Annotated in this window: 18 protein-coding genes; 6 read left to right on the plus strand and 12 right to left on the minus strand. The window is 39.8% G+C overall.

The window, feature by feature from the left end; all coding sequences use genetic code 11:
* Nucleotides 1–10 precede the first annotated feature (10 nt).
* The 5 genes from J690_RS12815 to hutC all read right to left on the minus strand — a co-directional run bounded on the left by J690_RS12815 (nucleotide 11) and on the right by hutC (nucleotide 6,366).
* Nucleotides 11–1,423, minus strand: a complete 1,413-nt coding sequence (locus tag J690_RS12815) for an amino acid permease (protein WP_032036226.1) — start codon at nucleotides 1,421–1,423, stop codon at nucleotides 11–13.
* Between the two features lie 64 nt (nucleotides 1,424–1,487).
* The gene (gene hutH / locus J690_RS12820; RefSeq protein WP_032036229.1) at nucleotides 1,488–3,026 is read right to left on the minus strand and encodes a histidine ammonia-lyase; all 1,539 of its coding nucleotides are present in this window, start codon (nucleotides 3,024–3,026) and stop codon (nucleotides 1,488–1,490) included.
* Between the two features lie 87 nt (nucleotides 3,027–3,113).
* Nucleotides 3,114–4,781, minus strand: a complete 1,668-nt coding sequence (gene hutU / locus J690_RS12825; protein WP_014207979.1) for a urocanate hydratase — start codon at nucleotides 4,779–4,781, stop codon at nucleotides 3,114–3,116.
* A gap of 260 nt (nucleotides 4,782–5,041) precedes the next feature.
* On the minus strand, nucleotides 5,042–5,617 hold the full coding sequence (locus J690_RS12830; protein WP_032036231.1) for a HutD/Ves family protein: 576 nt from the start codon (nucleotides 5,615–5,617) through the stop codon (nucleotides 5,042–5,044).
* Nucleotides 5,614–6,366, minus strand: coding sequence for a histidine utilization repressor (hutC, locus tag J690_RS12835; RefSeq protein ID WP_032036233.1), 753 nt, complete (start codon nucleotides 6,364–6,366; stop codon nucleotides 5,614–5,616). The genes J690_RS12830 and hutC overlap by 4 nt, the downstream gene beginning before the upstream one ends.
* A 353-nt stretch (nucleotides 6,367–6,719) precedes the next feature.
* On the opposite strand from hutC, the gene J690_RS12840 reads away from it, so the two are divergent.
* The gene (locus J690_RS12840; RefSeq protein WP_032036234.1) at nucleotides 6,720–7,832 is read left to right on the plus strand and encodes an acyltransferase family protein; all 1,113 of its coding nucleotides are present in this window, start codon (nucleotides 6,720–6,722) and stop codon (nucleotides 7,830–7,832) included.
* A 33-nt stretch (nucleotides 7,833–7,865) separates the two neighbouring features.
* Here the strand turns inward: J690_RS12840 and zigA are convergent, their stop codons facing one another.
* The 3 genes from zigA to J690_RS12855 all read right to left on the minus strand — a co-directional run bounded on the left by zigA (nucleotide 7,866) and on the right by J690_RS12855 (nucleotide 11,513).
* Entirely contained in the window at nucleotides 7,866–9,131 is a 1,266-nt protein-coding gene (gene zigA, locus J690_RS12845; protein WP_081405156.1) for a zinc metallochaperone GTPase ZigA, read from the minus strand.
* A gap of 142 nt (nucleotides 9,132–9,273) precedes the next feature.
* Complete coding sequence (zrlA, locus tag J690_RS12850) at nucleotides 9,274–9,960, minus strand: D-Ala-D-Ala carboxypeptidase ZrlA (RefSeq protein WP_032036239.1); 687 nt, start codon at nucleotides 9,958–9,960, stop codon at nucleotides 9,274–9,276.
* A gap of 164 nt (nucleotides 9,961–10,124) precedes the next feature.
* Nucleotides 10,125–11,513 carry an amino acid permease gene (locus J690_RS12855; protein ID WP_002119258.1) on the minus strand — a complete coding sequence of 463 codons (1,389 nt, stop codon included), beginning with the start codon at nucleotides 11,511–11,513 and terminating at the stop codon, nucleotides 10,125–10,127.
* Between the two features lie 356 nt (nucleotides 11,514–11,869).
* Between J690_RS12855 and fahA the strand changes: the two genes are divergently transcribed.
* From fahA to J690_RS12875, 4 genes are all read left to right on the plus strand, one after another.
* Nucleotides 11,870–13,177 carry a fumarylacetoacetase gene (gene fahA, locus J690_RS12860; RefSeq protein WP_032036241.1) on the plus strand — a complete coding sequence of 436 codons (1,308 nt, stop codon included), beginning with the start codon at nucleotides 11,870–11,872 and terminating at the stop codon, nucleotides 13,175–13,177.
* On the plus strand, nucleotides 13,164–13,796 hold the full coding sequence (gene maiA / locus J690_RS12865; protein WP_032036244.1) for a maleylacetoacetate isomerase: 633 nt from the start codon (nucleotides 13,164–13,166) through the stop codon (nucleotides 13,794–13,796). The genes fahA and maiA overlap by 14 nt, the downstream gene beginning before the upstream one ends.
* Nucleotides 13,797–13,813: 17 nt before the next feature.
* A complete protein-coding gene (locus J690_RS12870) occupies nucleotides 13,814–14,362 on the plus strand; it encodes a VOC family protein (RefSeq protein WP_032036246.1) in 549 nt (182 codons plus the stop codon).
* Nucleotides 14,363–14,656: 294 nt separating this feature from the next.
* Nucleotides 14,657–15,436: an IclR family transcriptional regulator gene (locus J690_RS12875; protein ID WP_032036248.1), complete on the plus strand. Its 780-nt coding sequence runs from the start codon at nucleotides 14,657–14,659 to the stop codon at nucleotides 15,434–15,436.
* Between the two features lie 70 nt (nucleotides 15,437–15,506).
* Here the strand turns inward: J690_RS12875 and hppD are convergent, their stop codons facing one another.
* Nucleotides 15,507–16,562, minus strand: a complete 1,056-nt coding sequence (gene hppD, locus J690_RS12880; protein WP_032036250.1) for a 4-hydroxyphenylpyruvate dioxygenase — start codon at nucleotides 16,560–16,562, stop codon at nucleotides 15,507–15,509.
* Nucleotides 16,563–17,089: 527 nt separating this feature from the next.
* Between hppD and J690_RS12885 the strand changes: the two genes are divergently transcribed.
* Nucleotides 17,090–17,560 carry a 2-thiouracil desulfurase family protein gene (locus J690_RS12885; RefSeq protein ID WP_032036252.1) on the plus strand — a complete coding sequence of 157 codons (471 nt, stop codon included), beginning with the start codon at nucleotides 17,090–17,092 and terminating at the stop codon, nucleotides 17,558–17,560.
* Between the two features lie 20 nt (nucleotides 17,561–17,580).
* Here J690_RS12885 and J690_RS12890 read toward each other — a convergent pair whose 3' ends face one another.
* The 3 genes from J690_RS12890 to pncA all read right to left on the minus strand — a co-directional run bounded on the left by J690_RS12890 (nucleotide 17,581) and on the right by pncA (nucleotide 20,724).
* Nucleotides 17,581–18,924 (minus strand): MATE family efflux transporter, encoded by a 1,344-nt coding sequence (locus J690_RS12890; protein ID WP_032036253.1) that lies wholly within the window; start codon nucleotides 18,922–18,924, stop codon nucleotides 17,581–17,583.
* A gap of 176 nt (nucleotides 18,925–19,100) precedes the next feature.
* Entirely contained in the window at nucleotides 19,101–20,039 is a 939-nt protein-coding gene (locus J690_RS12895) for a bile acid:sodium symporter family protein (RefSeq protein WP_032036255.1), read from the minus strand.
* Nucleotides 20,040–20,079: 40 nt separating this feature from the next.
* Nucleotides 20,080–20,724 (minus strand): bifunctional nicotinamidase/pyrazinamidase, encoded by a 645-nt coding sequence (gene pncA / locus J690_RS12900; protein WP_032036257.1) that lies wholly within the window; start codon nucleotides 20,722–20,724, stop codon nucleotides 20,080–20,082.
* Nucleotides 20,725–21,027: the final 303 nt, after the last annotated feature.

Below are 21,027 nucleotides of genomic sequence, written 5' to 3' on the forward strand. Positions count from 1 at the left end.
AGTTGACTTGTTAGCTTTCTATCTCAATATTTTGCGGAATTGAATTATTTTGCTTTCCCGAATTTTGCTGAGGTTTGACCCAAATACGATAAGCGATCATTAACAGAACAAGCCATGTGATTCCTACATAAATTGCAGGACGTGAATCTGGGAAATAACCCATCATGACTAAAATGAATACCATAAAACCAATTGCAAACGCAGGAGCATACGGCCAACCAATAACGGGGAAATCCAATGCCTTAATTTCAGCAGTAGACAACTTACGGCGCATCGCGACTTGCGAAAGCAAGATCATGAGCCACACCCAAACGGTTGCGAAAGTTGCAATTGAGGCAATGATCATGAATACATTTTCAGGAATCAGGTAGTTCAGCACTACACCAATTAATAGCACGCCAGCCATAACCACTACAGTCATCCATGGCACACCATTACGTGATAATTTCTGGAAAACTCGAGGCGCTTGACCACGGTTTGCCATGCCATAAAGCATACGACCAGCACCAAATACATCACTATTAATCGCTGAAACAGCAGCAGTAATCACGACAATATTTAAAATTGTAGCTGCTGATTGAATGCCCAAATTCTCAAAAATCTGTACAAATGGACTACCTTGGCTACCAATTTGATTCCATGGGAAAATCGACATCAGTACAAAAATGGTCAACACATAGAAAAGTAAAATACGTACTGGAACTGCATTAATTGCTTTTGGTAAAGTGGTTTTCGGATCTTGTGATTCACCTGCTGTAATACCAATAATTTCGATACCACCGAAAGCAAATACAACCACAGATAAGCATGCAACTAAGCCGGCAATCCCATGCGGCATAAAGCCATCATAAATCCATAAGTTTTGAATACCCGGTACCACACTGCTATGGTCAGCATGGAAGCCGTAGAACATTAAACCGATTCCACCTAAAATCATGGCAACAATGGCGCTCACCTTGACAATAGAAAGCCAAAACTCGAGTTCGCCAAAGACTTTAACGTGAATGAGGTTAATTGCACCCAAGAACATAATCAGGGATAAAATCCAGATCCACCGTGGTACATCGGGATACCAGAACCCCATGTAAATACCAAAAGCAGTGACATCAGCCAACGCCACAATGATCATCTCAAAAACATAAGTCCAGCCTGTCGTAAAGCCAGCCAATGGACCAATGTACTGTGATGCATAGTGGCTAAATGAACCAGAGACAGGGTTTTGGACAGCCATTTCACCCAATGCGCGCATAACGATATAAATTGCAATCCCTGCAACGATATACGCCAGTAATACTGAAGGCCCTGCCATTTTAATTGCAGTTGCCGAACCATAGAAAAGCCCAGTTCCAATTGCTGAGCCCAATGCCAAGAAACGAATGTGGCGGGGGTTTAAACCCCGCTGTAGTGTGGGGTTTTGTGACATTATAATCTCCAATCCTTGAGGATATTTAGTTAGATTCGGCCACTCCATGTGACCGTTTTATCAATCACACTTCAGATAAACTAGGGAGTAGTTTTGGAATAATTAACTCGTTTAAGCAGCCGCTTGAGAGTAATTCACTTGCTTGCTCAATATCAGGAGCAAAGAAACGGTCTTCACTGTAGTAAGGCACTTGAGCGCGCAAGATTTTACGAGCTTGTTCAAGTTTAGGCGAGCTTTTTAGGCCTTCACGGAAGTCTAGACCCTGACAAGCGCCTAACCATTCAACAGCTAAAATGCCACGGACGTTGTCAGCCATATACCAAAGACGTTTACCCGCATTCGGAGCCATTGATACATGGTCTTCTTGGTTAGCTGAAGTTGGCAAGCTATCCACACTTGCCGGATGTGCAAGCGCTTTATTGTCACTTGCAAGAGCAGCAGCGGTAACTTGAGCAATCATAAAGCCCGAGTTAACACCACCATTTGCCACCAAGAACGGTGGAAGTTGTGACATGTGACGGTCCATCATCATCGAAATACGACGTTCAGACAGTGAACCAATTTCTGCAATTGCCAAAGCTAGATTATCAGCCGCCATTGCTACAGGTTCTGCATGGAAGTTACCACCAGAAATCACGTCACCTTGTTCAGCAAAAACAAGCGGGTTATCAGATACAGCATTCGCTTCAATTTCTAGTACTTCAGCAGCCTGACGGATTTGGGTTAAACATGCACCCATCACCTGTGGTTGGCAACGTAAAGAGTATGGGTCTTGAACTTTGCTACAGTCTTCGTGTGAATGTGCAATTTCACTCGAGTCTGTTAAGAGATCACGATAAGCCGCAGCTACATCAATTTGACCACGTTGACCACGTACTTCATGAATACGAGCATCAAATGGTGCACGTGAACCCAGCATTGCTTCAACGCTTAAGCCACCACAAACTGTTGCAGCTGCAAATAAATCTTCCGCTTCAAATAAGCCGCGTAAAGCATAAGCGGTCGAAACTTGTGTACCATTTAAAAGTGCTAAACCTTCTTTAGCTGCTAAAGAAATAGGTTCTAAGCCTGCAACTTTTAAAGCTTCAACTGCTGGTAACCATTCACCTTTATAACGCGCCTTACCTTCACCAAGTAACACTAAAGACATGTGTGCAAGTGGTGCCAAGTCACCTGAAGCGCCTACTGAACCTTTCAGTGGAATGTGTGGGTAAACTTCGGCATTAATTAAAGCCAACAAAGCATCAATCACTTTACGACGAATACCAGAGAAACCACGCGCCAACCTATTTGCTTTCAATAGAATAATTAAACGAACCATTGCATCATCAAGTGCTTCACCTACCCCTGCCGCATGCGAAAGAACCAATGAACGCTGTAATTTTTCTAAATCTTCAGGAGCAATTTTGGTTGAAGCAAGTAAGCCAAAGCCTGTATTAATGCCGTAAGCTGTACGTCCTTCATTTACAATTTTCTCAACGCAAGCCACGCTTGCATTAATTGCAGATGAAGCACTTTCATCTAATTTAACTTTGATCGGGTTGAGGTAGGCTTGACGTAAATCGGCTAAGGTCAGTTTTCCCGGTTGGATCAATAATTCCATGTTGGCTTCCTAATTTTTTGCACTATATTCTGCTGAGACGGTGCTTTTCACAATTGCAAAAAGCACCGCCAGTTCTTCCGTGTATTTTTATTGCGTGATCATTGGCAAGTGTAGGCCTTGCTCTTTCGCACAGTTAATCGCAATTTCATAACCTGCATCGGCATGACGCATAACACCTGTTGCAGGGTCATTGGTCAGTACGCGAGCAATACGTGCAGCAGCTTCATCTGTACCATCACACACAATCACAACGCCTGAGTGTTGAGAGAAGCCCATACCTACACCACCACCGTGATGTAAAGACACCCAAGTTGCGCCGCCTGCTGTATTTAACAATGCATTTAATAAAGGCCAGTCTGATACTGCATCTGAGCCGTCTTGCATTGCTTCAGTTTCACGGTTTGGACTTGCAACTGAACCTGAGTCTAAATGGTCACGACCAATCACAACTGGTGCAGACAATTCACCGCTACGAACCATTTCGTTAAATGCCAAACCAAGTTTTGCACGTAAGCCTAAACCTACCCAGCAAATACGCGCTGGTAAGCCTTGAAAGCTAATACGTTCACGTGCCATGTCTAACCAGTGATGTAAATGTTCATCATCAGGAATTAACTCTTTAACTTTGGCATCTGTTTTATAAATGTCTTCTGGATCACCAGAAAGCGCTGCCCAACGGAATGGACCAATACCACGGCAGAACAATGGACGGATGTATGCAGGTACGAAGCCTGGGAAATCAAAAGCGTTTGCTACACCTTCTTCTTTCGCCATTTGACGGATGTTATTACCATAGTCAAATGTTGGAACACCCATTTTTTGGAAATCAAGCATCGCTTGTACGTGCTTCGCCATCGACTGTTTTGCAGCTTTTACAACAGCTTCCGGTTCAGTTTTCGCACGTGCACGGTATTCATCCCAAGTCCAGCCTACTGGTAAGTAGCCATTAAGTGGATCGTGTGCACTTGTTTGGTCAGTCACCATGTCTGGACGTACACCACGACGTACCAGCTCAGGTAAAATTTCAGCAGCGTTACCATGAAGCGCAATTGAAATTGCTTTACCTTCTTTTGTATAACGGTCAATACGCGCTAAAGCGTCGTCTAAATCAGTCGCTTGTTCGTCTACATAACGGGTACGTAAACGGAAATCGATACTTGCTTGTTGGCATTCGATGTTTAAAGAACACGCACCTGCAAGTGTTGCAGCTAAAGGCTGAGCGCCACCCATACCACCTAAACCTGCGGTAAGAACCCAACGGCCTTTTAAATCACCGTTGTAGTGTTGGCGGCCTGCTTCAACGAAAGTTTCATAAGTACCTTGTACAATACCTTGGCTACCAATGTAGATCCATGAACCTGCTGTCATTTGACCGTACATTGCAAGTGCTTTTGCGTCTAACTCGTTGAAGTGTTCCCAGTTTGCCCAGTGCGGTACAAGGTTTGAGTTTGCAATTAAAACGCGTGGTGCATCTTTATGAGTTTTAAATACACCTACTGGCTTACCTGATTGAACTAATAACGTTTCATCAGTTTCAAGATTTTTTAAAGTATCTACAATTTTGTCGAAACATTCCCAGTTTCGTGCTGCACGGCCAATACCACCGTATACAACCAACTCTTTCGGGTTTTCTGCAACGTCTGGATCAAGGTTATTCATCAACATACGTAATGGAGCTTCAGTTAACCAACTTTTAGCCGTCAATTCAGTGCCGCGTGGCGCACGAATTTCTACATCACGAAATTTTGTTGTCATTGTTGTCACAGGCGGACTCCTTCCTTTGAGCTTACATCAGCAGAACATCACTTGTTTCTGCATTTGTATAGTAATGTATTAACTTGTATATACATCTATATACTACACAAATATTTTTTGGCGTGAAGAGGGTTAGTTATATTTTTTTGAAAAAATCAAATAAGTTTATGAATTAAATTAATTTATTTTTATATTTGGCATAAAAAAAGCACATATCTTTTCACGAGACATGTGCTTTTTAAGTAGTAAATTATATTGTTTTATCGTTGAACTAGCTCCATGACATAGCAGCTTTTGAGTTGTTTTTTGGGAAAACTAATCGGTGTCACGCCAGCGTTTTTCTCAATTTTTAGTGTTTCTTGAGCAGCAAGCTGAACGGAATGATCATCAACCTTCACTTCCGTTTCACTACCCTGATTAAAAATGAAAATCAGGTCTGCCGAACTGATAAATGCCTGCTCCGCTGCATCATTCAACCACTGAAAACGAGCATGAAACTTTGCAGGATCATAAATTAAATTTAAATCTCGAATTGCACCGTCGACCAGTTCACTTTGGACCTGACTCTCGCCATGGAAAGCAAAAATATCACCTTGGTTCAGCTTTTTGGCAGGAAGATCATCGACATGCAATACCATACCCTGTCCATCGAGTACGCTAATAATGCGCTGCTTATTGGGAAATAGTGAAAATGGTCCAGAAGTGGTCACATCTGCCGTCGAAATACGCCACTCAAAGTCTCCTTCACCTTGGCTTCTGGCAATTTCTAAAGTAAAACCTGCACCATTTTTCCAAAGCATTTTTGTATATTGATCGGCCCTGATCAATTCAATCATGGGTTAAATTTCCCTTCGAGATAATAGCGGCTACCCGGATAAACCAAACGCGCACTTGAAATAAGTTGTTTATTTGACCATGTACGGCGACGGATGAGTAAACACGGTTCAGCTTTGGTAATCTTCAACCATTTACACTCTTGAGGAGATGCTAAAACTGCCTCAACAATATGCTCACCTTCTGACACAGGTGCTTTTGCCATGAGGTAAGCATTCGGGGTAATGGTTTTAAAATCTTGTTCTAAATAATCTGGAATCAGTGCTGCATCAACTAAACGATCTTCGACCTGAACAGGTACATCATTTTCATAATGCACAATAATCGAATGAAATAATCTTTGCCCTTCACGAGTCTGCATTAACACGCTTTGCTCTGCATTTGCATAAACTTGTTCTAGGACTAAAACTTCAGCGTGGTGCTTATGGTTTCGTGCAATAATCTCATCGGCAATATTATTAATTTGAAAAAGTGCAGTTCGGCCTTGCCCTTCAGCTACGAAAGAACCAACGCCCTGAATTCGAACGAGTAAGCCTTCTGTTGTTAACTCACGTAGCGCACGGTTTACCGTCATACGACTACAACCAAGTTGATTAACGAGTTCACTTTCCGAAGGAATTTTTTTATTTACAGCCCACGAACCTTCATAAATCTTTTGTGAAATCAGCTGTTTGACTCGCTGATATAAAGGAACTGGACTATCAGCTTCAATCGAAAGCTCAGTATGTTCTTGTTTTGATGTTCTGGGCATAACTAATTACTCAAAAAGGCAGCAGGCAAAAAGGTATTTTAGTTGACATGCTATGTATATACAACCACATACAACATGTTAATTTATGAATTAAATAGATTTTAAAAAGCTTAAAAAACAAACATCGCTCAATAAGAGCTAATTTAAAGTTTTATGTAGAAAAATTCAAATATATTAAGATTTTATCAATATTTATTTAATAATTATTTCTGCTATGCCTTAGCTCAATTCAAAGAAGCAAAAATATAGTCTTTTTTAGTTTACGAAATGATGCTTAAAATTTTTATTTAAAATAACTGATCGATAGTATTCTTCTGCCACACAGTATATTAATAAAACTGGAAGCACATCGAATGCGTAATTATAAAATAGATATTCTTCGAGGAATTTCTATCCTTTTGGTTCTTTTACACCATTTTAATATTCCCTATAAACTTAAAGATACATGGTTAGGTTTTGATTTCTTAGGTGAAGCATTTAGCACAGTCATCGCAAGAAACGGAAATTATGGCGTCACCATGTTTTTTGTGATTTCGGGTTTTTTAATTACCCATCACACTTTAAAACGAGACAAACAATTTTCTGCAATTAACCTCAAGCATTTTTATATCCGACGGGCAGCACGTATTTTACCGTGTCTGGTATTACTCATTTTAGGTGTAAGTGTACTTGGTTCGTTTGACTTAAAACCCTTTATGAACCAAGCCCCGAATGGCATTGAGGTTTCCTATCCTTTAACCATATTTGCAGCCTTAACTTTCTGGATGAATATCCTGATTATTAAATTCGGTTGGGTAAACTATGCTTTGGGTGTGTTGTGGTCACTCTCTGTAGAAGAAGTTTTTTACTTTGTTTTTCCATTATTGTGCCTGCTCACGCGTAGTAATAAGGTCTTTATTGCTGTATTGATTGGGGTAATTCTTTACGGACCTTATTTTAGATCTCTCCATTTTGGAGAAGAAAGCGGCGCTTATTTATATCATTATTTTTCAAGTTTTGATGGCATAGCAGTTGGTTGTTTAACTGCCATTTTTTCTCATACATATCGACCAGACTGGACTTATAAAAAACCTCTTTCGTGGTTGATTATTTTGAGTATGACCGCTCTATATTTATATGCACCAATTAAAGAAGTCAGTACATGGGGTATCAGCTTATTTGCTTTTGCTACAGGCTTACTTATTTTGTGTTTTCAGCATCCTTCCGAAACGCAAGCGCATAACTTATTTACCAAAGTGATGGTCTGGTTAGGGCAAAGAAGTTACGAAACTTATTTGTTTCATCTGGTTGTATTGGGCCTTATGAAAGTTGCGTTTATTCCTGCTCAAACCGACTCTAGCATCAAAATTATGCTTTTAATTAGCTATCTGGTTTTGACTTTTATCATCAGCGTAGCGATTGAAAAATATTATTCCACACCACTTAACAGCTATATTCGAAAGGTTTTTATTAAAGATAAATCATAAAATAAAGCCCCTTTTAAATAGGGGCTTTATTAATTAAGCAATCAACATCGTTTCATCATCTTGCTTAAAAGGATTAGACCAGCTCTGCCATGCTTGTGGCCCTAAAGCCATTTCTTCATCGTTTAACAAGCAGCGATCTAAGCGTTGTATTAAGGCTTGCTCATCCATTTGCATACCAATTAACACCAGCTCCTGACGGGCATCACCTGTGCGAGCATCCCAATTTTTCTTAATTTCTTCAATGCTGGCTAGGTCACTCGGCCAGTCTTCTTCTGCAACGGCGGCCCACCAATAACCTGCCAAGCCGTGTCGAGCCATTGCACCTGCTTGTGACCATGAATAAGCCAATGTCGGTTCAGCAGCCAACCAGAAAAAGCCTTTGGAGCGCACGACTCCCGGCCATTCAGCATGAACCAAATCATAAAAACGCTCTGGATGGAAAGGTCGGCGAGCGCGGTAAACAAAGCTGCTGATTCCATACTCTTCAGTCTCTGGCGTATGCTCACCACGTAACTCTTTTAACCAGCCTGGTGCTTGGGCAGCTTCATCAAAATCGAATAATTGCGTATTTAAAATTTTATCTAAAGCGATCTTTCCAAATTGAGCAATTTCAATTCGGGCACGCGGGTTTAGAGTTCTTAAAATGGCGATAAGCTGGTCTTGCTGAGCCCGATCAATCAGATCAATTTTATTCAGCATAATCACATCACAAAACTCAATCTGATCAACAAGCAAGTCGACTACAGTTCTTTCATCTTGCTCACCTAATGATTCACCACGTTGTTGCAGTGAGTCAACTGAACTGTAGTCTTTAAGAAAGTTAAAAGCATCGACTACCGTAACCATAGTGTCGAGTCGAGCGAACTCATTGAGTGAGTTTCCATCTTCATCTTCAAAAGTAAAAGTTTCTGCTACTGGCAACGGTTCTGAAATGCCTGTTGACTCAATCACCAATTGGTCAAAGCGTCCTTCATCAGCTAGCCGTTTAACCTCAACCAATAAATCTTCGCGTAACGTACAACAGATACAGCCATTACTCATTTCAACCAGCTTTTCATCCGTTCTTGAAAGCTCTGCCCCACCTTCGCGTACTAATGCCGCATCAATATTCACCTCAGACATATCATTGACAATCACGGCAATACGGCGGCATTCACGATTATTTAAAATATGGTTGAGTAATGTGGTTTTTCCTGCACCTAAAAAGCCTGATAAAACAGTGACGGGAAGCTTGGCAAATGAGTTGGCGATTGCAGTGCGCATGGCTTGATCTCTTCGAATAATATTTAAACTGATCATGGCTGGCCATTTAGATATGGCCAGATCACAGGCGTAATCTATTTCTAAACCACAACAATGTTATGTTATAACATAACTATTGATCAAGTTTTTATTCCGCTTTTATTTAAATCAATTTACTTAGTCGTTGAAAAAATTGCTTTTATAGTCCCTGACAAATTGAGGTTTTGTAGTGATGGTCAGGCCCCCATGCACGGAATCCTTGGCTATCAATATGGATTTGTCCTGAAGCATAAACACCTAGTCCCATATTAAGCGCTTGGCCTTTTGTGGCCCAAAACTGACAAAGTTTGGTTTTAGTTTGCTGAATATTAAACTGGTCTAAATCACTCGGCTGTTCTGGGCCAATTCGAAAATCAAGCGCTGCATTAAAGACATGTCGAGAAGCATCAGCACCACCTGCACAGCGGTTTAGAGACAACGCTCGGTAGACCGAAGTCACTTCAAAATCATTAATTACGCCATCATCAACTAACGCTTTTAAAATGCTAAGCGTCGGAACAATATTGGACCAAATCTCCCGTGGTGGCACCGCATAAGGCTCAACTCCACATTTTTGCCAATCTCGAGCTGAGCTTAATAATTCATGGTCTGGAACTAAATTCGCAAGCCCTTTTTGCTTAAGAAATTGCTTGTAAGCTTGTACAGCCTGTCGATGGTCTGCTGAAGCTAACCACGCAACATACGCCTCGGGTTGAGGCTGTATTTTGACCACTGGTTTTGTAGGTTGAGGTAAAGGTGTTTGGGTATGCAGAGGGGTTGTTGGCTTGGGTGTTTGAGTGCTACATGCTGTGAGAGATAATAAGATTAAACCGAAATAACGCTTCATAAATATGCTCTATCTTCACCAAAAATGGGAAAATTGCTCATCATTAAATTAATGAAATGTTATATTATAACAATAATAAAATCCTTTAACTTCTGTTGCGAAATTTTAAAAATAAAAAAAGGACGCCTGTCAGACCTCCTTTTTAGATACAACTCAATAATTTATTAAATATCCGCCTCTAAGGCAGGTACAGACTGCTCAGCTTTCAATTTTCGGCGTTTAAATTGGTACGCTACCATCAAACACAAAATCCAACCAGGAATCATCATGACTGCAACACGCATATCTGGTGTTAAAGACATTACGACCAAAATACCAAGCATAAATAGTATGCATAGATAGTTGCTAAACGGATACATAAAGCTTGGGAACTTCGTTGTTTGCCCTTGGCGCTGCATATATTTGCGGAATTTTAAATGCGTCCATGAAATTACAACCCAGTTAATTACAATCGCTGCAACCACCAGCATCATGAGTAAACCAAATGCTTTTTCAGGGAAAATATAGTTTAACAGTACACATAAAATAGTGACTGCCGCTGAAAGGATCACAGCATTGGTTGGAATACCGCGCTTATTAATACGTGCAAATACTTTTGGTGCATTTCCTTGTTGCGCAAGGCCTAACAACATACGGCTACTGCAATAACTTGTGCCGTTATAAACTGAAACCGCTGCTGTCAAAATGACAAAGTTCAATAACGTTGCAATGCCTTGGCTATCTAAAGAAGCAAAGACCATTACAAACGGACTACCGCCTTGTGCCATTTGGTTCCATGGGAACAGCGAGAATAAAACAAAAAGCGTCGCAATATAGAAAATCAAAATACGGTAAATAATTTGATTCACAGCTTTAGGTAAAGTTTTATCAGGGTCACGTGCTTCAGCTGCAGTAATACCGAAAAGCTCAATACCACCGAAAGCAAAAATAATGACTGCCATTGCCATGACTAAGCCTTCAACACCAAACGGGAAGAAACCGCCAAGTGCCCAGAGGTTCGAAATGCTTGCCTGTGGACCTGCTGTGCCTGTTGCAAGTAAATATGAACCAAAGCCAATCATTGCAAGAATGGCTAAGATTTTGACAATAGAAAACCAAAATTCCATTTCGCCAAAAAACTTAACGTGTAGCAAATTAATGCCGTTAATTAAGACAAAGAAGGCTAAAGCAGATGCCCACGTCGGGATTTGCGGCCACCAATATTGAATGTAAAGACCAATTGCGCTTAGTTCTGCCATACAGACAAGAACATTGAGTACCCAATAGTTCCATCCTGACATGAACCCTGCAAATGGTCCCCAATATTTGTAGGCAAAATGACTAAAAGATCCACTAACTGGCTCTTCTACCACCATTTCACCAAGCTGACGCATCATTAAAAAAGCAATAAATCCTGCAATGGCATAACCGAGGATGACCGATGGACCTGCTAATTTAATCGATTGTGATATACCAAGAAAAAGCCCTGTGCCAATCGCCCCACCCAATGCAATAAGCTGGATGTGCCGATTACTCAAACCATGTTTCAGGTTTCCTTGCTCTTGTGCTGACATATGATTATTCTCATCCGTGTCACGTAATTTTTTTCCAATAAATTACGTATATCATAAATTGATCAAACTTTCATAGAGATTCATGAAAAAATAATTGCGTGACTTTTCTCATGACCGCGAATGAAAACAGAAAATACAAGAAATGACAATTATTATGAAATGTGTAATTAAATTATGTATTGCGTAATTTGATGAATTCAGTATTATAGAGATATGAAGCAATTGGTTGTGCTCGGTCTATATCAAACTCATAAGACAAAAGATGATCTAAGCAAAGGTTAAAACTTATTGAGTAGCTCAGTCCTAGACCGAACTTTTATTTGTATAAGACCCGAGATAAAGACAAGGAAGCGAAAATGGAACAAAAACTAAACTCTTTTATTGAAGTTTCACCTCAATCAGATTTCACTATTCATAATTTGCCTTACGGTGTTTTTAGCAGAGCTAACGAAAGTGAGCGTCAAGTTGGTGTAGCTATTGGTGATTGGGTGATTGATCTCGCTGCTCTTGAAAAGCACGGTCTTTTAAAACTTTCAGAACAAGACACATATTTTAACCAGCCTACACTCAATAAATTTATTGAGTCTGGTAAAGCCAACTGGTCAAAAGCTCGTAAGACACTACAGTCTCTTCTCTCGGTTGAAAATTTAACACTTCAAGAAAATGAAGCATTACGCCAAGAAGTTTTAGTTAAGCAAGACAGCGTTACTTTGCATTTACCTCTTCAGGTGCCTGGTTATACCGATTTCTATTCTTCTAAAGAGCATGCAACCAATGTAGGCTGTATGTTCCGCGACCCTAAAAATGCTTTACTGCCAAACTGGACTGAATTGCCTGTTGGTTATAACGGCCGTGCTAGCTCTGTTGTAGTCAGTGGCACTCAAGTCGTGCGTCCATCTGGACAAATTAAACTTCCTAATGAAGAGCGCCCAGTTTTTTCTGCATCGCGTAAACTCGATTTTGAACTTGAAACAGCATTTGTTATTGGTAAACCAACAGAGCTTGCCCAGCCGATCTCGATTGAAAATGCTTGGGATCATATTTTTGGAATGGTATTACTCAATGACTGGTCAGCACGCGATATCCAGCAATGGGAATATGTGCCTTTAGGCCCTTTCAATTCAAAATCATTTGCTAGTGCCATCTCACCTTGGGTAGTCACACTTGAAGCACTTGAGCCATTTAAAGTGGAAGGCCCAAAACAAGAGCCTAAACCTTTAGCGTATTTACAAGAAAATATCGCGAATAGTTATGACATTAATTTGAGTGTTGAAATTCAAAGCCCGAAATCGGCACAAGCTGACGTGATTTGCCAAACTAATTTCAAATATATGTACTGGTCTATGGCTCAGCAGCTCACTCACCACACCATTGGCGGCTGTAACGTTCAGGTTGGTGATTTAATGGGTTCAGGTACTATTTCAGGTTCTACACCAGATTCGTATGGCAGCTTGCTTGAGCTTACATGGAACACCACCAAGCCTTTAACACTTGCCAATGGTGAAACTCGTGGTTTCTTGCAAGACGGCGATACACTCATTATGAAAGGTCACTGTGAGAAAAATGGTATTCGCATTGGCTTCGGTGAAGTTCGAAATACAGTCCTTCCTGCATTAAATTTCGATTTTGCAGAAACTTCGGAGCCTGACTATGAAGCTGTATAGTTACTTTCGTAGCTCTGCAGCCTACAGAGTACGGATTGGTCTAAACATTAAAGGTTTAGCTTATGAGACTGTTCCAGTTCATCTGGTAAAAAATGAACAGCAAAGCGAAGACTATTTAAAGTTAAACCGTAGTGCTCTAGTTCCGACTTTAATTGACGGCGATTTAACCTTGTCTCAATCGTTAAGTATTTTGGAATATCTAGATGAACAATATCCAGAAACCAAATTACTTCCAAATGATGTGCAAGAGAGAGCAAAAGTTCGCGCTTTTGCTCAAGCAATCGCTTGCGATATTCATCCATTAAATAACTTACGCGTACTGAAATATTTAAAAAATGACTTAAATGTTTCAGATGAGCAGAAAAATTATTGGTATCAGCACTGGATTATTGAAGGCTTTCAAAATCTCGAACAGCAACTTCAAGATTCAAATGGACAATTTTGCTTTGGACAACAAGCAACTATTGCCGATTGCTGCCTGATTCCACAGGTCTACAACGCGAAACGCTTCAAGATTGATTTATCTGCGTTTCCAAAAATTGAATCGATTTATCACCATTGTTTGTCTATCCCAGCCTTTTATAACGCGGCGCCAGAACAACAACCAGATTGGGAATAGTAAAAAGGAGTTTTAATATGACATTTGCCATTAAAAAAATACATCACGTTGCATATCGTTGTAAGGATGCGAAAGAGACGGTTGAGTGGTATAAAAAAATGCTCAATATGGATTTCATTTTAGCTTTTGCTGAGGACCATGTGCCGTCAACTAAAGCCTTTGACCCATATATGCATTTATTCTTAGATGCAGGACAAGGCAACGTTTTGGCATTTTTTGAATTGCCAACTCAACCAGAAATGGGCCGAGATGAAAATACGCCTCAATGGGTACAGCATATTGCTTTTGAAGTTGAAGACTTAAATGCGTTGATGGCTGCCAAGCAACATTTAGAAGAAAATGATGTGAAAGTCTTAGGTGTGACTAACCATGGCATTTTCCACTCAATTTACTTCTTCGATCCAAATGGTCATCGTTTAGAACTGACTTATAACGATGCTCATGCTGAAGAAAAAATTGCAAAAATTACTGAAGAAATGAAAACTGAAATGCTAGAGGAATGGAGCAAAACCAAACGCGCTCCACACCACACTCATTTCTTGCATGAAGAAGAGTTAGGAACCTAATTTTTAAAGAGCGCACTAAAAAATCGGCATTGATTAGAATTGTTTTAAGAGCAGTTCTATATCAATGCCGATTTATATTATTTAAAACCGCTAAATTTCTAGAAAATTACGCTATAAATAAGAGCATAGTGATTTTAGAAAGTTGTTGGTTATTAAACATGTCAATTTCGCTAATAGAAAAAGGTGATTTCTATTTTTCACTAGGCTCAGGCATGATGTAAAACGCGCCAATTTCAATTTATGTTTTGATCGTCACTGTTTAACAGTTGAAGTAAATTTATTAAGGGTATTTAAATGATTGAAGAAAAAGTATCTGGGGGGGTTCAATCACTTGAAGTCGGTTTATCTGTACTAAACGCCCTTTTGGAACACAATCAACCTATTATTCTCAAAGATCTGTCTAGCAAGCTAGAAATGCATCCTGCCAAAGTGCATCGCTATCTAGTCAGCCTTATTCGCATGGAATATGCAAAACAACTTGATGATGGGCAATATGCCCTAGGTGATCAGGCATGGCGCTTAGGTCTCAACTGTGTCCAGCATAGCGACACACTACAGCTGGTACAGCATTTAATTTACGACCTACAAAACAAAATTGGTTGCGGTATACAAATTAGTAAATGGTCACCAAAAGGCCCTGTCGTGGTTCAGTCGATTGAATCAAACCACCCTATTTCAATTGTGACTAAAGTCGGCTCGATTATGCCTTTAGTCAATTCTGCTGCGGGACGTCTATTTGCTTCTTATCTTCCAGAACATTTTGTTCGTCCCTTAATGGAAACAGAATGGCAAAAACATCAAGAGCTTGGTCTGCACATCGCACCGCAAAACTGGCAAGCGTTTACAGAGCTTAAAGACACCATTCGCCAGCAACAAATGTCGGCAGCGAAAGGCGATTTATTGACAGGAATTAATGCGGTAGGTTTACCTGTATTTAACTCAAACCAGAGTATTGAGTTTTGTATTGTCGCACTAGACAGTGAAATGTTTTTACCAGTCGACCCTCACAGTAAAACGATTGAAATCTTGAAAAATGAAGTGAACCTCATCAATCAATATATTAAAAGTCGCTAATCAATAGTCATAAAAAAACCAAGAGATCAAACTCTTGGTTTTTTTAGATCAGGAATAAAGCTCAGCTTATTTATTTAGTTTCTAAAACACCACGGCGAATCTGGTCACGTTCAATCGACTCAAATAACGCTTTGAAGTTACCTTCACCAAAGCCATCATCATCTTTACGTTGAATAAATTCAAAGAAAACTGGACCAATCATGTTTTCAGAGAAAATTTGCAATAACAGCTTTTTCTGACCGTCTTTAGTATTACCATCAAGCAAAATACCGCGCTGTTTTAATTCATCAGTCGGCTCACCATGATCAGGTAAACGTTCTGGTAGCATTTCATAATAGGTATTTGGCGGTGGTGTCATAAATTTCAGACCGAGACCTTTTAACTTATCCCAAGTCGAGATTAAGTCATCACAAATAAACGCGATATGCTGAATACCTTCGCCATTAAAGTCAGATAGGAACTCTGCAATTTGGCCGTTTCCTTTGTCTGAATCTTCGTTTAACGGAATACGGATCTTACCGTCTGGTGCTGTTAATGCTTTAGACGTTAAACCTGTATATTCACCTTTAATATCAAAGTAGCGAATTTCTTGGAAGTTAAAGATTTTTTCATAGAAGTTTGCCCAATACTCCATACGGCCTTTGTAGACGTTATGAGTTAAGTGGTCAATCTCATTTAAGCCTGCCCCTACTGGACGTTTCTCGGCATCATCAAAGAAAACAAAGTCATTTTCATAAATATCACGGTCAACTAAAAAGATTGGCATACCACCAATACCTTTGATTGCCGGGATGTTGAGCTCCATTGGCCCAACTTTTGAATACATTGGTTCAGCACCAAGTTCTACTGCTTTTTGGAAAGCTTTTGCTGCATCACGTGTTTTAAAACCCATCGCACAAGCAGATGGACCATGTTCATTAAAGAAGAATGAAGCATAAGATTCTGGCTGATAATTCAGGATAATATTGATATTTCCTTGACGCCATAAGTACGCTTCTTTCGATTTATGCTTGGCTACTTTTGAAAAGCCGATTGTCTCAAAAACTGGATCTAATTCATTTTCTTTTGAAACAAACTCAATAAATGCAAAACCGCATAATTCTAATGGGTTCTCTAAAATATCCATCTAGTTTCCCTCTGGTGATTACCTGTTCCGTTTATCTCTATTGCTGATGAACTCAGCTCCTTTCTCTATAGAATACGTAATCATTGGGTGAGTATTTGAACCGTCAAAATGCCTTAACCCAACGCATCCTATGAGAAAAAAACGAATCATTAAAATGAAGATATGATGAGCGTGGAGCCTTTGATGATGAATTTCCGTTCCATGTGGTGTTTATTTTCCATACACACTGTCCTTTGTTATCTAAAAGTACGATTGAGATTTTTCAATAAACCCTTAAAAATCGTCTTTTCCTAAAAATCATTTATAGATTTATGGAGACCAACATCCTTGTTGGATCTCCAATGGCCATTTACCTTGAATTAGATGCTACTAAAAACAAATAAATTATGCAATACATAACTTAATTATGAATTGCATAATTTTAGTAATCTTTTAATTTGCCTGTTTTAAAATCAATTGTCATATTCGATATTCTGTTTATGATTCTTTATCTTCAAAAATCTCTCTTGCTTTGAGTTTGGAAAACTATGCTTTTAGTCAGCGCATGTTTAATTGGTGAACCTGTTCGATATGATGGTAAATCCTGTCCAAATACCCGACTTAAGCAGCTATTAATCAATAAAAAAGCCCAAGCATTATGCCCAGAGCTATTAGGTGGTTTTACCACTCCCCGTTTACCCGCAGAAATTGTGGGCGGAACAGGTCAAGATGTGCTTGATGGCAAAGCAAGAATTACTGATTCATCTGGTTTAGATGTGACAGAGTTATATTTAAAAGGTGCTTATCGCACCCTAGAAGTTGCGCAGCAAATAAAAGCAACTTGTGTGGTTTTAAAAGAGAATAGCCCATCTTGTGGTAGCCAAAAAATTTATAACGGTACTTTTCAAGGTGAGAAAATTACGGGAGCTGGAATCACCACGGCGCTTTTGCAGCGCCACGGCTTTGAAGTAATTTCTGAAAATGAGATTGAAGATTGGTTAGTAGAACATCCTCTTTAAGAGTGTGTTGATCTGCCTAATCAAAAACCTCTTAATTGTTTTCTAAAATGGAAACAGATGGCACTCATTAGAAAAGCCACTAAATAACTTATGGCAGCCATCCACCAGAAACCATAAATTCCCATCGCAGAAATCGAGATATCTTGCCAATGCAGTCCTTTATAGGCCATCCACCAACCACCGCCTAATCCGAAACATAACACCACGACCAAGAAAATCAGCATTGGTAAAATCGACACATCCCAACAACGCAGCAAAGAGGTCAATAACGTCATTAAGCCATCTAGAAAGTGAGACATACAGACAATCAACAGCAGTGATGCAGCCAAAATCTGAACAGCCAAATCATCTGAATAAAAGGTGACAATTAAGTCCCTCCCCAGCCATAAACACAGGGATAGACTGCCGCTTACTGCCATAATCACCCATATACTTTGTCTGGCAATTTTGTTTGCTTCTTCCATGTTTCCGCTGCCCACAGATCGTGACACTAAAATGCTATAAGCCGAGGCAATTGACGAAGGAAAAATAAACATGAAGCCGCCAGTACTTGCGACAATTTGATGTGCCGCTGACACCACACTCCCAAAAGGCAAAATCAGAATAGCAACCGAACAAAATGCAACGACGTCCATCAACGCCATAATTGCTGTCGGGATACCTATTTTTAAAATCATACGCAGACTTTGGCGGCTATCTTCAACTGACTGTTCGGGATGCTCAATAAAGATGTATCCTTTCTCTAGGAAAAACAGGTAGTAAACAGCCAACATAAACCACCGTACAATGAGAGTAGCTAACAAAGCCCCTATGGCACCGAGTGGCGGAATTGAAAATGAAGCGACACCATAAATCAAAAGATAGGACAACATAATTTTAAGAATGAAGAAAATACTATCTGATACTAAAACCTTATGCGCATTTTCAGTGACCTGAGACAAAGCTGTAAATAAGCGCATCAGTAAATGGGCAGGTAAAATAAATACCAAAGCCCAAATACAGTTTTTAGTAATTGAAACAACATGTTCAGATGCTCCAAACAATTTTGGTAAATCACGGAACAAGTAAAGCAAGCCAATACTCAGCAATGCCGAACATAACATCAGCCAGATGCCTTGAATAAAAATTTGACGAATGCGTGGTATGTCATGGGAACCATAAGCTTCTGAAAGCTTGAGCATCACACCTTGCAGAATCCCCATACCAATGACATAAACCACTGTATATAAAGATAAGGTCACCGATAATGCTGCTACATGATCGTTACTAAAATGCCCTACATAAGCAATATCAATCAATCCACTTAAAACTAGAATTAAATTGCTTGAGAGCATGGGAATAAATAATTTAAAAATCTGGTTCATCTAGAAAATGCCTTATTTTTCTTTACGATTTATACTCATATTCACGTTATTTTTAGTGCATCAATTCAAAGCAAAAGACATACCAGTTCTAGCTTTAACTCCCCTAAAATATGCTTTAAATAAAAAGGCCAAACTATTCGTTTGGCCTTCTTTTGTCATGTATATTGTTTATACAGTTATTCTTGTTTGTGTTTACTTGCCCAATAAGTCGCAAGTGCAGGCCCAGAAATATTATGCCAAAGACTGAAAATCGCGCTTGGTACAGCTGTAATTGGAGAAGCAGCAAAATGGACTGCTGCAAGTGCAACACCTAAGCCTGAGTTTTGCATTCCGACTTCTACAGCAATTGCTTTACTGTCCGCATAAGGTAATTTAAAGAAACGTGCCGCGGTAAAACCTAATAAATAGCCAAGCCCATTATGTAAGATCACCACAGCCAAAATGAGCAAGCCAGACTGTAAAATTGCTGCTTTGCTTCCACCAATAATCGCGGCCACAATCGCTACAATTGCAATGACTGAAACTAAAGGCATGACTTGAATATAAGATTCGACCTGACGTTTAAGCCATGTTCTTAAAATCAAACCAACGATAATAGGTAGTAGTACCACCTGCAAAATCGAAATAAACATCGAAGCCGCATCAATCTTTAACCATTGGCTGGCAAGCAGATAGAAAATCGCAGGCGTTAATACAGGTGCTAAAAGCGTTGATACCGATGTACAAGCGACCGATAAAGCCACGTTACCTTTGGCCATATAGGTAATCACGTTTGAAGCCGTTCCCCCGGGGCAACAACCTACCAAAATAACGCCGACCGCAATTTCAGGAGGCAAATTAAATAATTTACATAGAACATATGCCAAGCCCGGCATCACCACAAACTGCGCAACCACCCCAATCAATACCGCTTTAGGGCTTTGTAATACCCCTTTAAAGTCATCGACGGTCATGGTCATTCCCATACCAAGCATAATAATGCCCAAAATCCATGGAATGTAAGCTTTAAGCCAGACAAAAAATTCAGGCTGCCATAGCGCTAGTGCTGCAAAAACAATGACCCATAAGGCAAAAGTTTTTTGAATAAATTGGGTAAAGCGCAGGAATGCAGACATACTTTCTATCCCTAAAAATTAAAATACTAGACCAATAGACTTAGCGCCCGCTCAACAGATCAGTCGACTGAATACGGACAACACCTTGTTGTTGCATGGTTTGCCAAGCTTGTTCTAACGAACCATTCAGATCAATCCCTTTACAAGCATCTTCAACCACTAAAGTTTTAAAACCTTGCTTAACTGCATCTAAAGCAGTCCATGCTACACAAAAGTCCGTAGCAATTCCGACCACATAAACCGTATCAATACCGCGCTCTTTTAGATAACCCGTTAAACCCGTCGTTGTAGAGTGATCAGCTTCTATAAAAGCCGAGTAGCTATCAATATGTGCATGAAAACCTTTTCGGATAATCAGTTGAGCTGTCGGAATATTTAAATCAGGATGAAACTCCGCATCTTGAGTACCTTGTACACAATGCTTAGGCCAAAGCACCTGCTGTCCATAGTCGAGTTCAATGGTTCCAAATGGTTGCTTGCCAAAATGATTGGCTGCAAAAGAGATATGATTATCCGGGTGCCAGTCCTGAGTCAGGACGACATTTTCAAAACAACCAGCAAGTTGGTTAATCGTTGGAATAATTCTATCGGCATCAGCAACTGCTAAATTTCCACCCGGTGTAAAACCATTTTGTACATCAACTACGATTAAAACCGCATTTTGTGGTTGTTTATTCATTTTCATGTCATCTTCAATCCCAACTGGGGAATTGCATTCTATCTTGCCACAAAAATAGCCAATATTAAGTAAGGCTCAGCTGAATCCGACTGTATTGTTGTGTTTAGTGGGTGTTCTTAATGCGCAATAACGAAAACATCCTATCTTTTCCTCAAGTTTACATCGCGATTATCCGTTAGGCGTATTGTTCTTATGCGTCTGATCAGTCATAATTTGCATAATTGTCATTCAACAATCTGTTATTGTTAGAACTGGACAATCAAAATACTGCAACCATCCCACATTTTGTTTTTCTTACCTCAGATTCGG

The sequence above is a fragment of the Acinetobacter sp. 742879 genome (genome assembly GCF_000588535.1).
GTDB lineage: Bacteria > Pseudomonadota > Gammaproteobacteria > Pseudomonadales > Moraxellaceae > Acinetobacter > Acinetobacter pittii.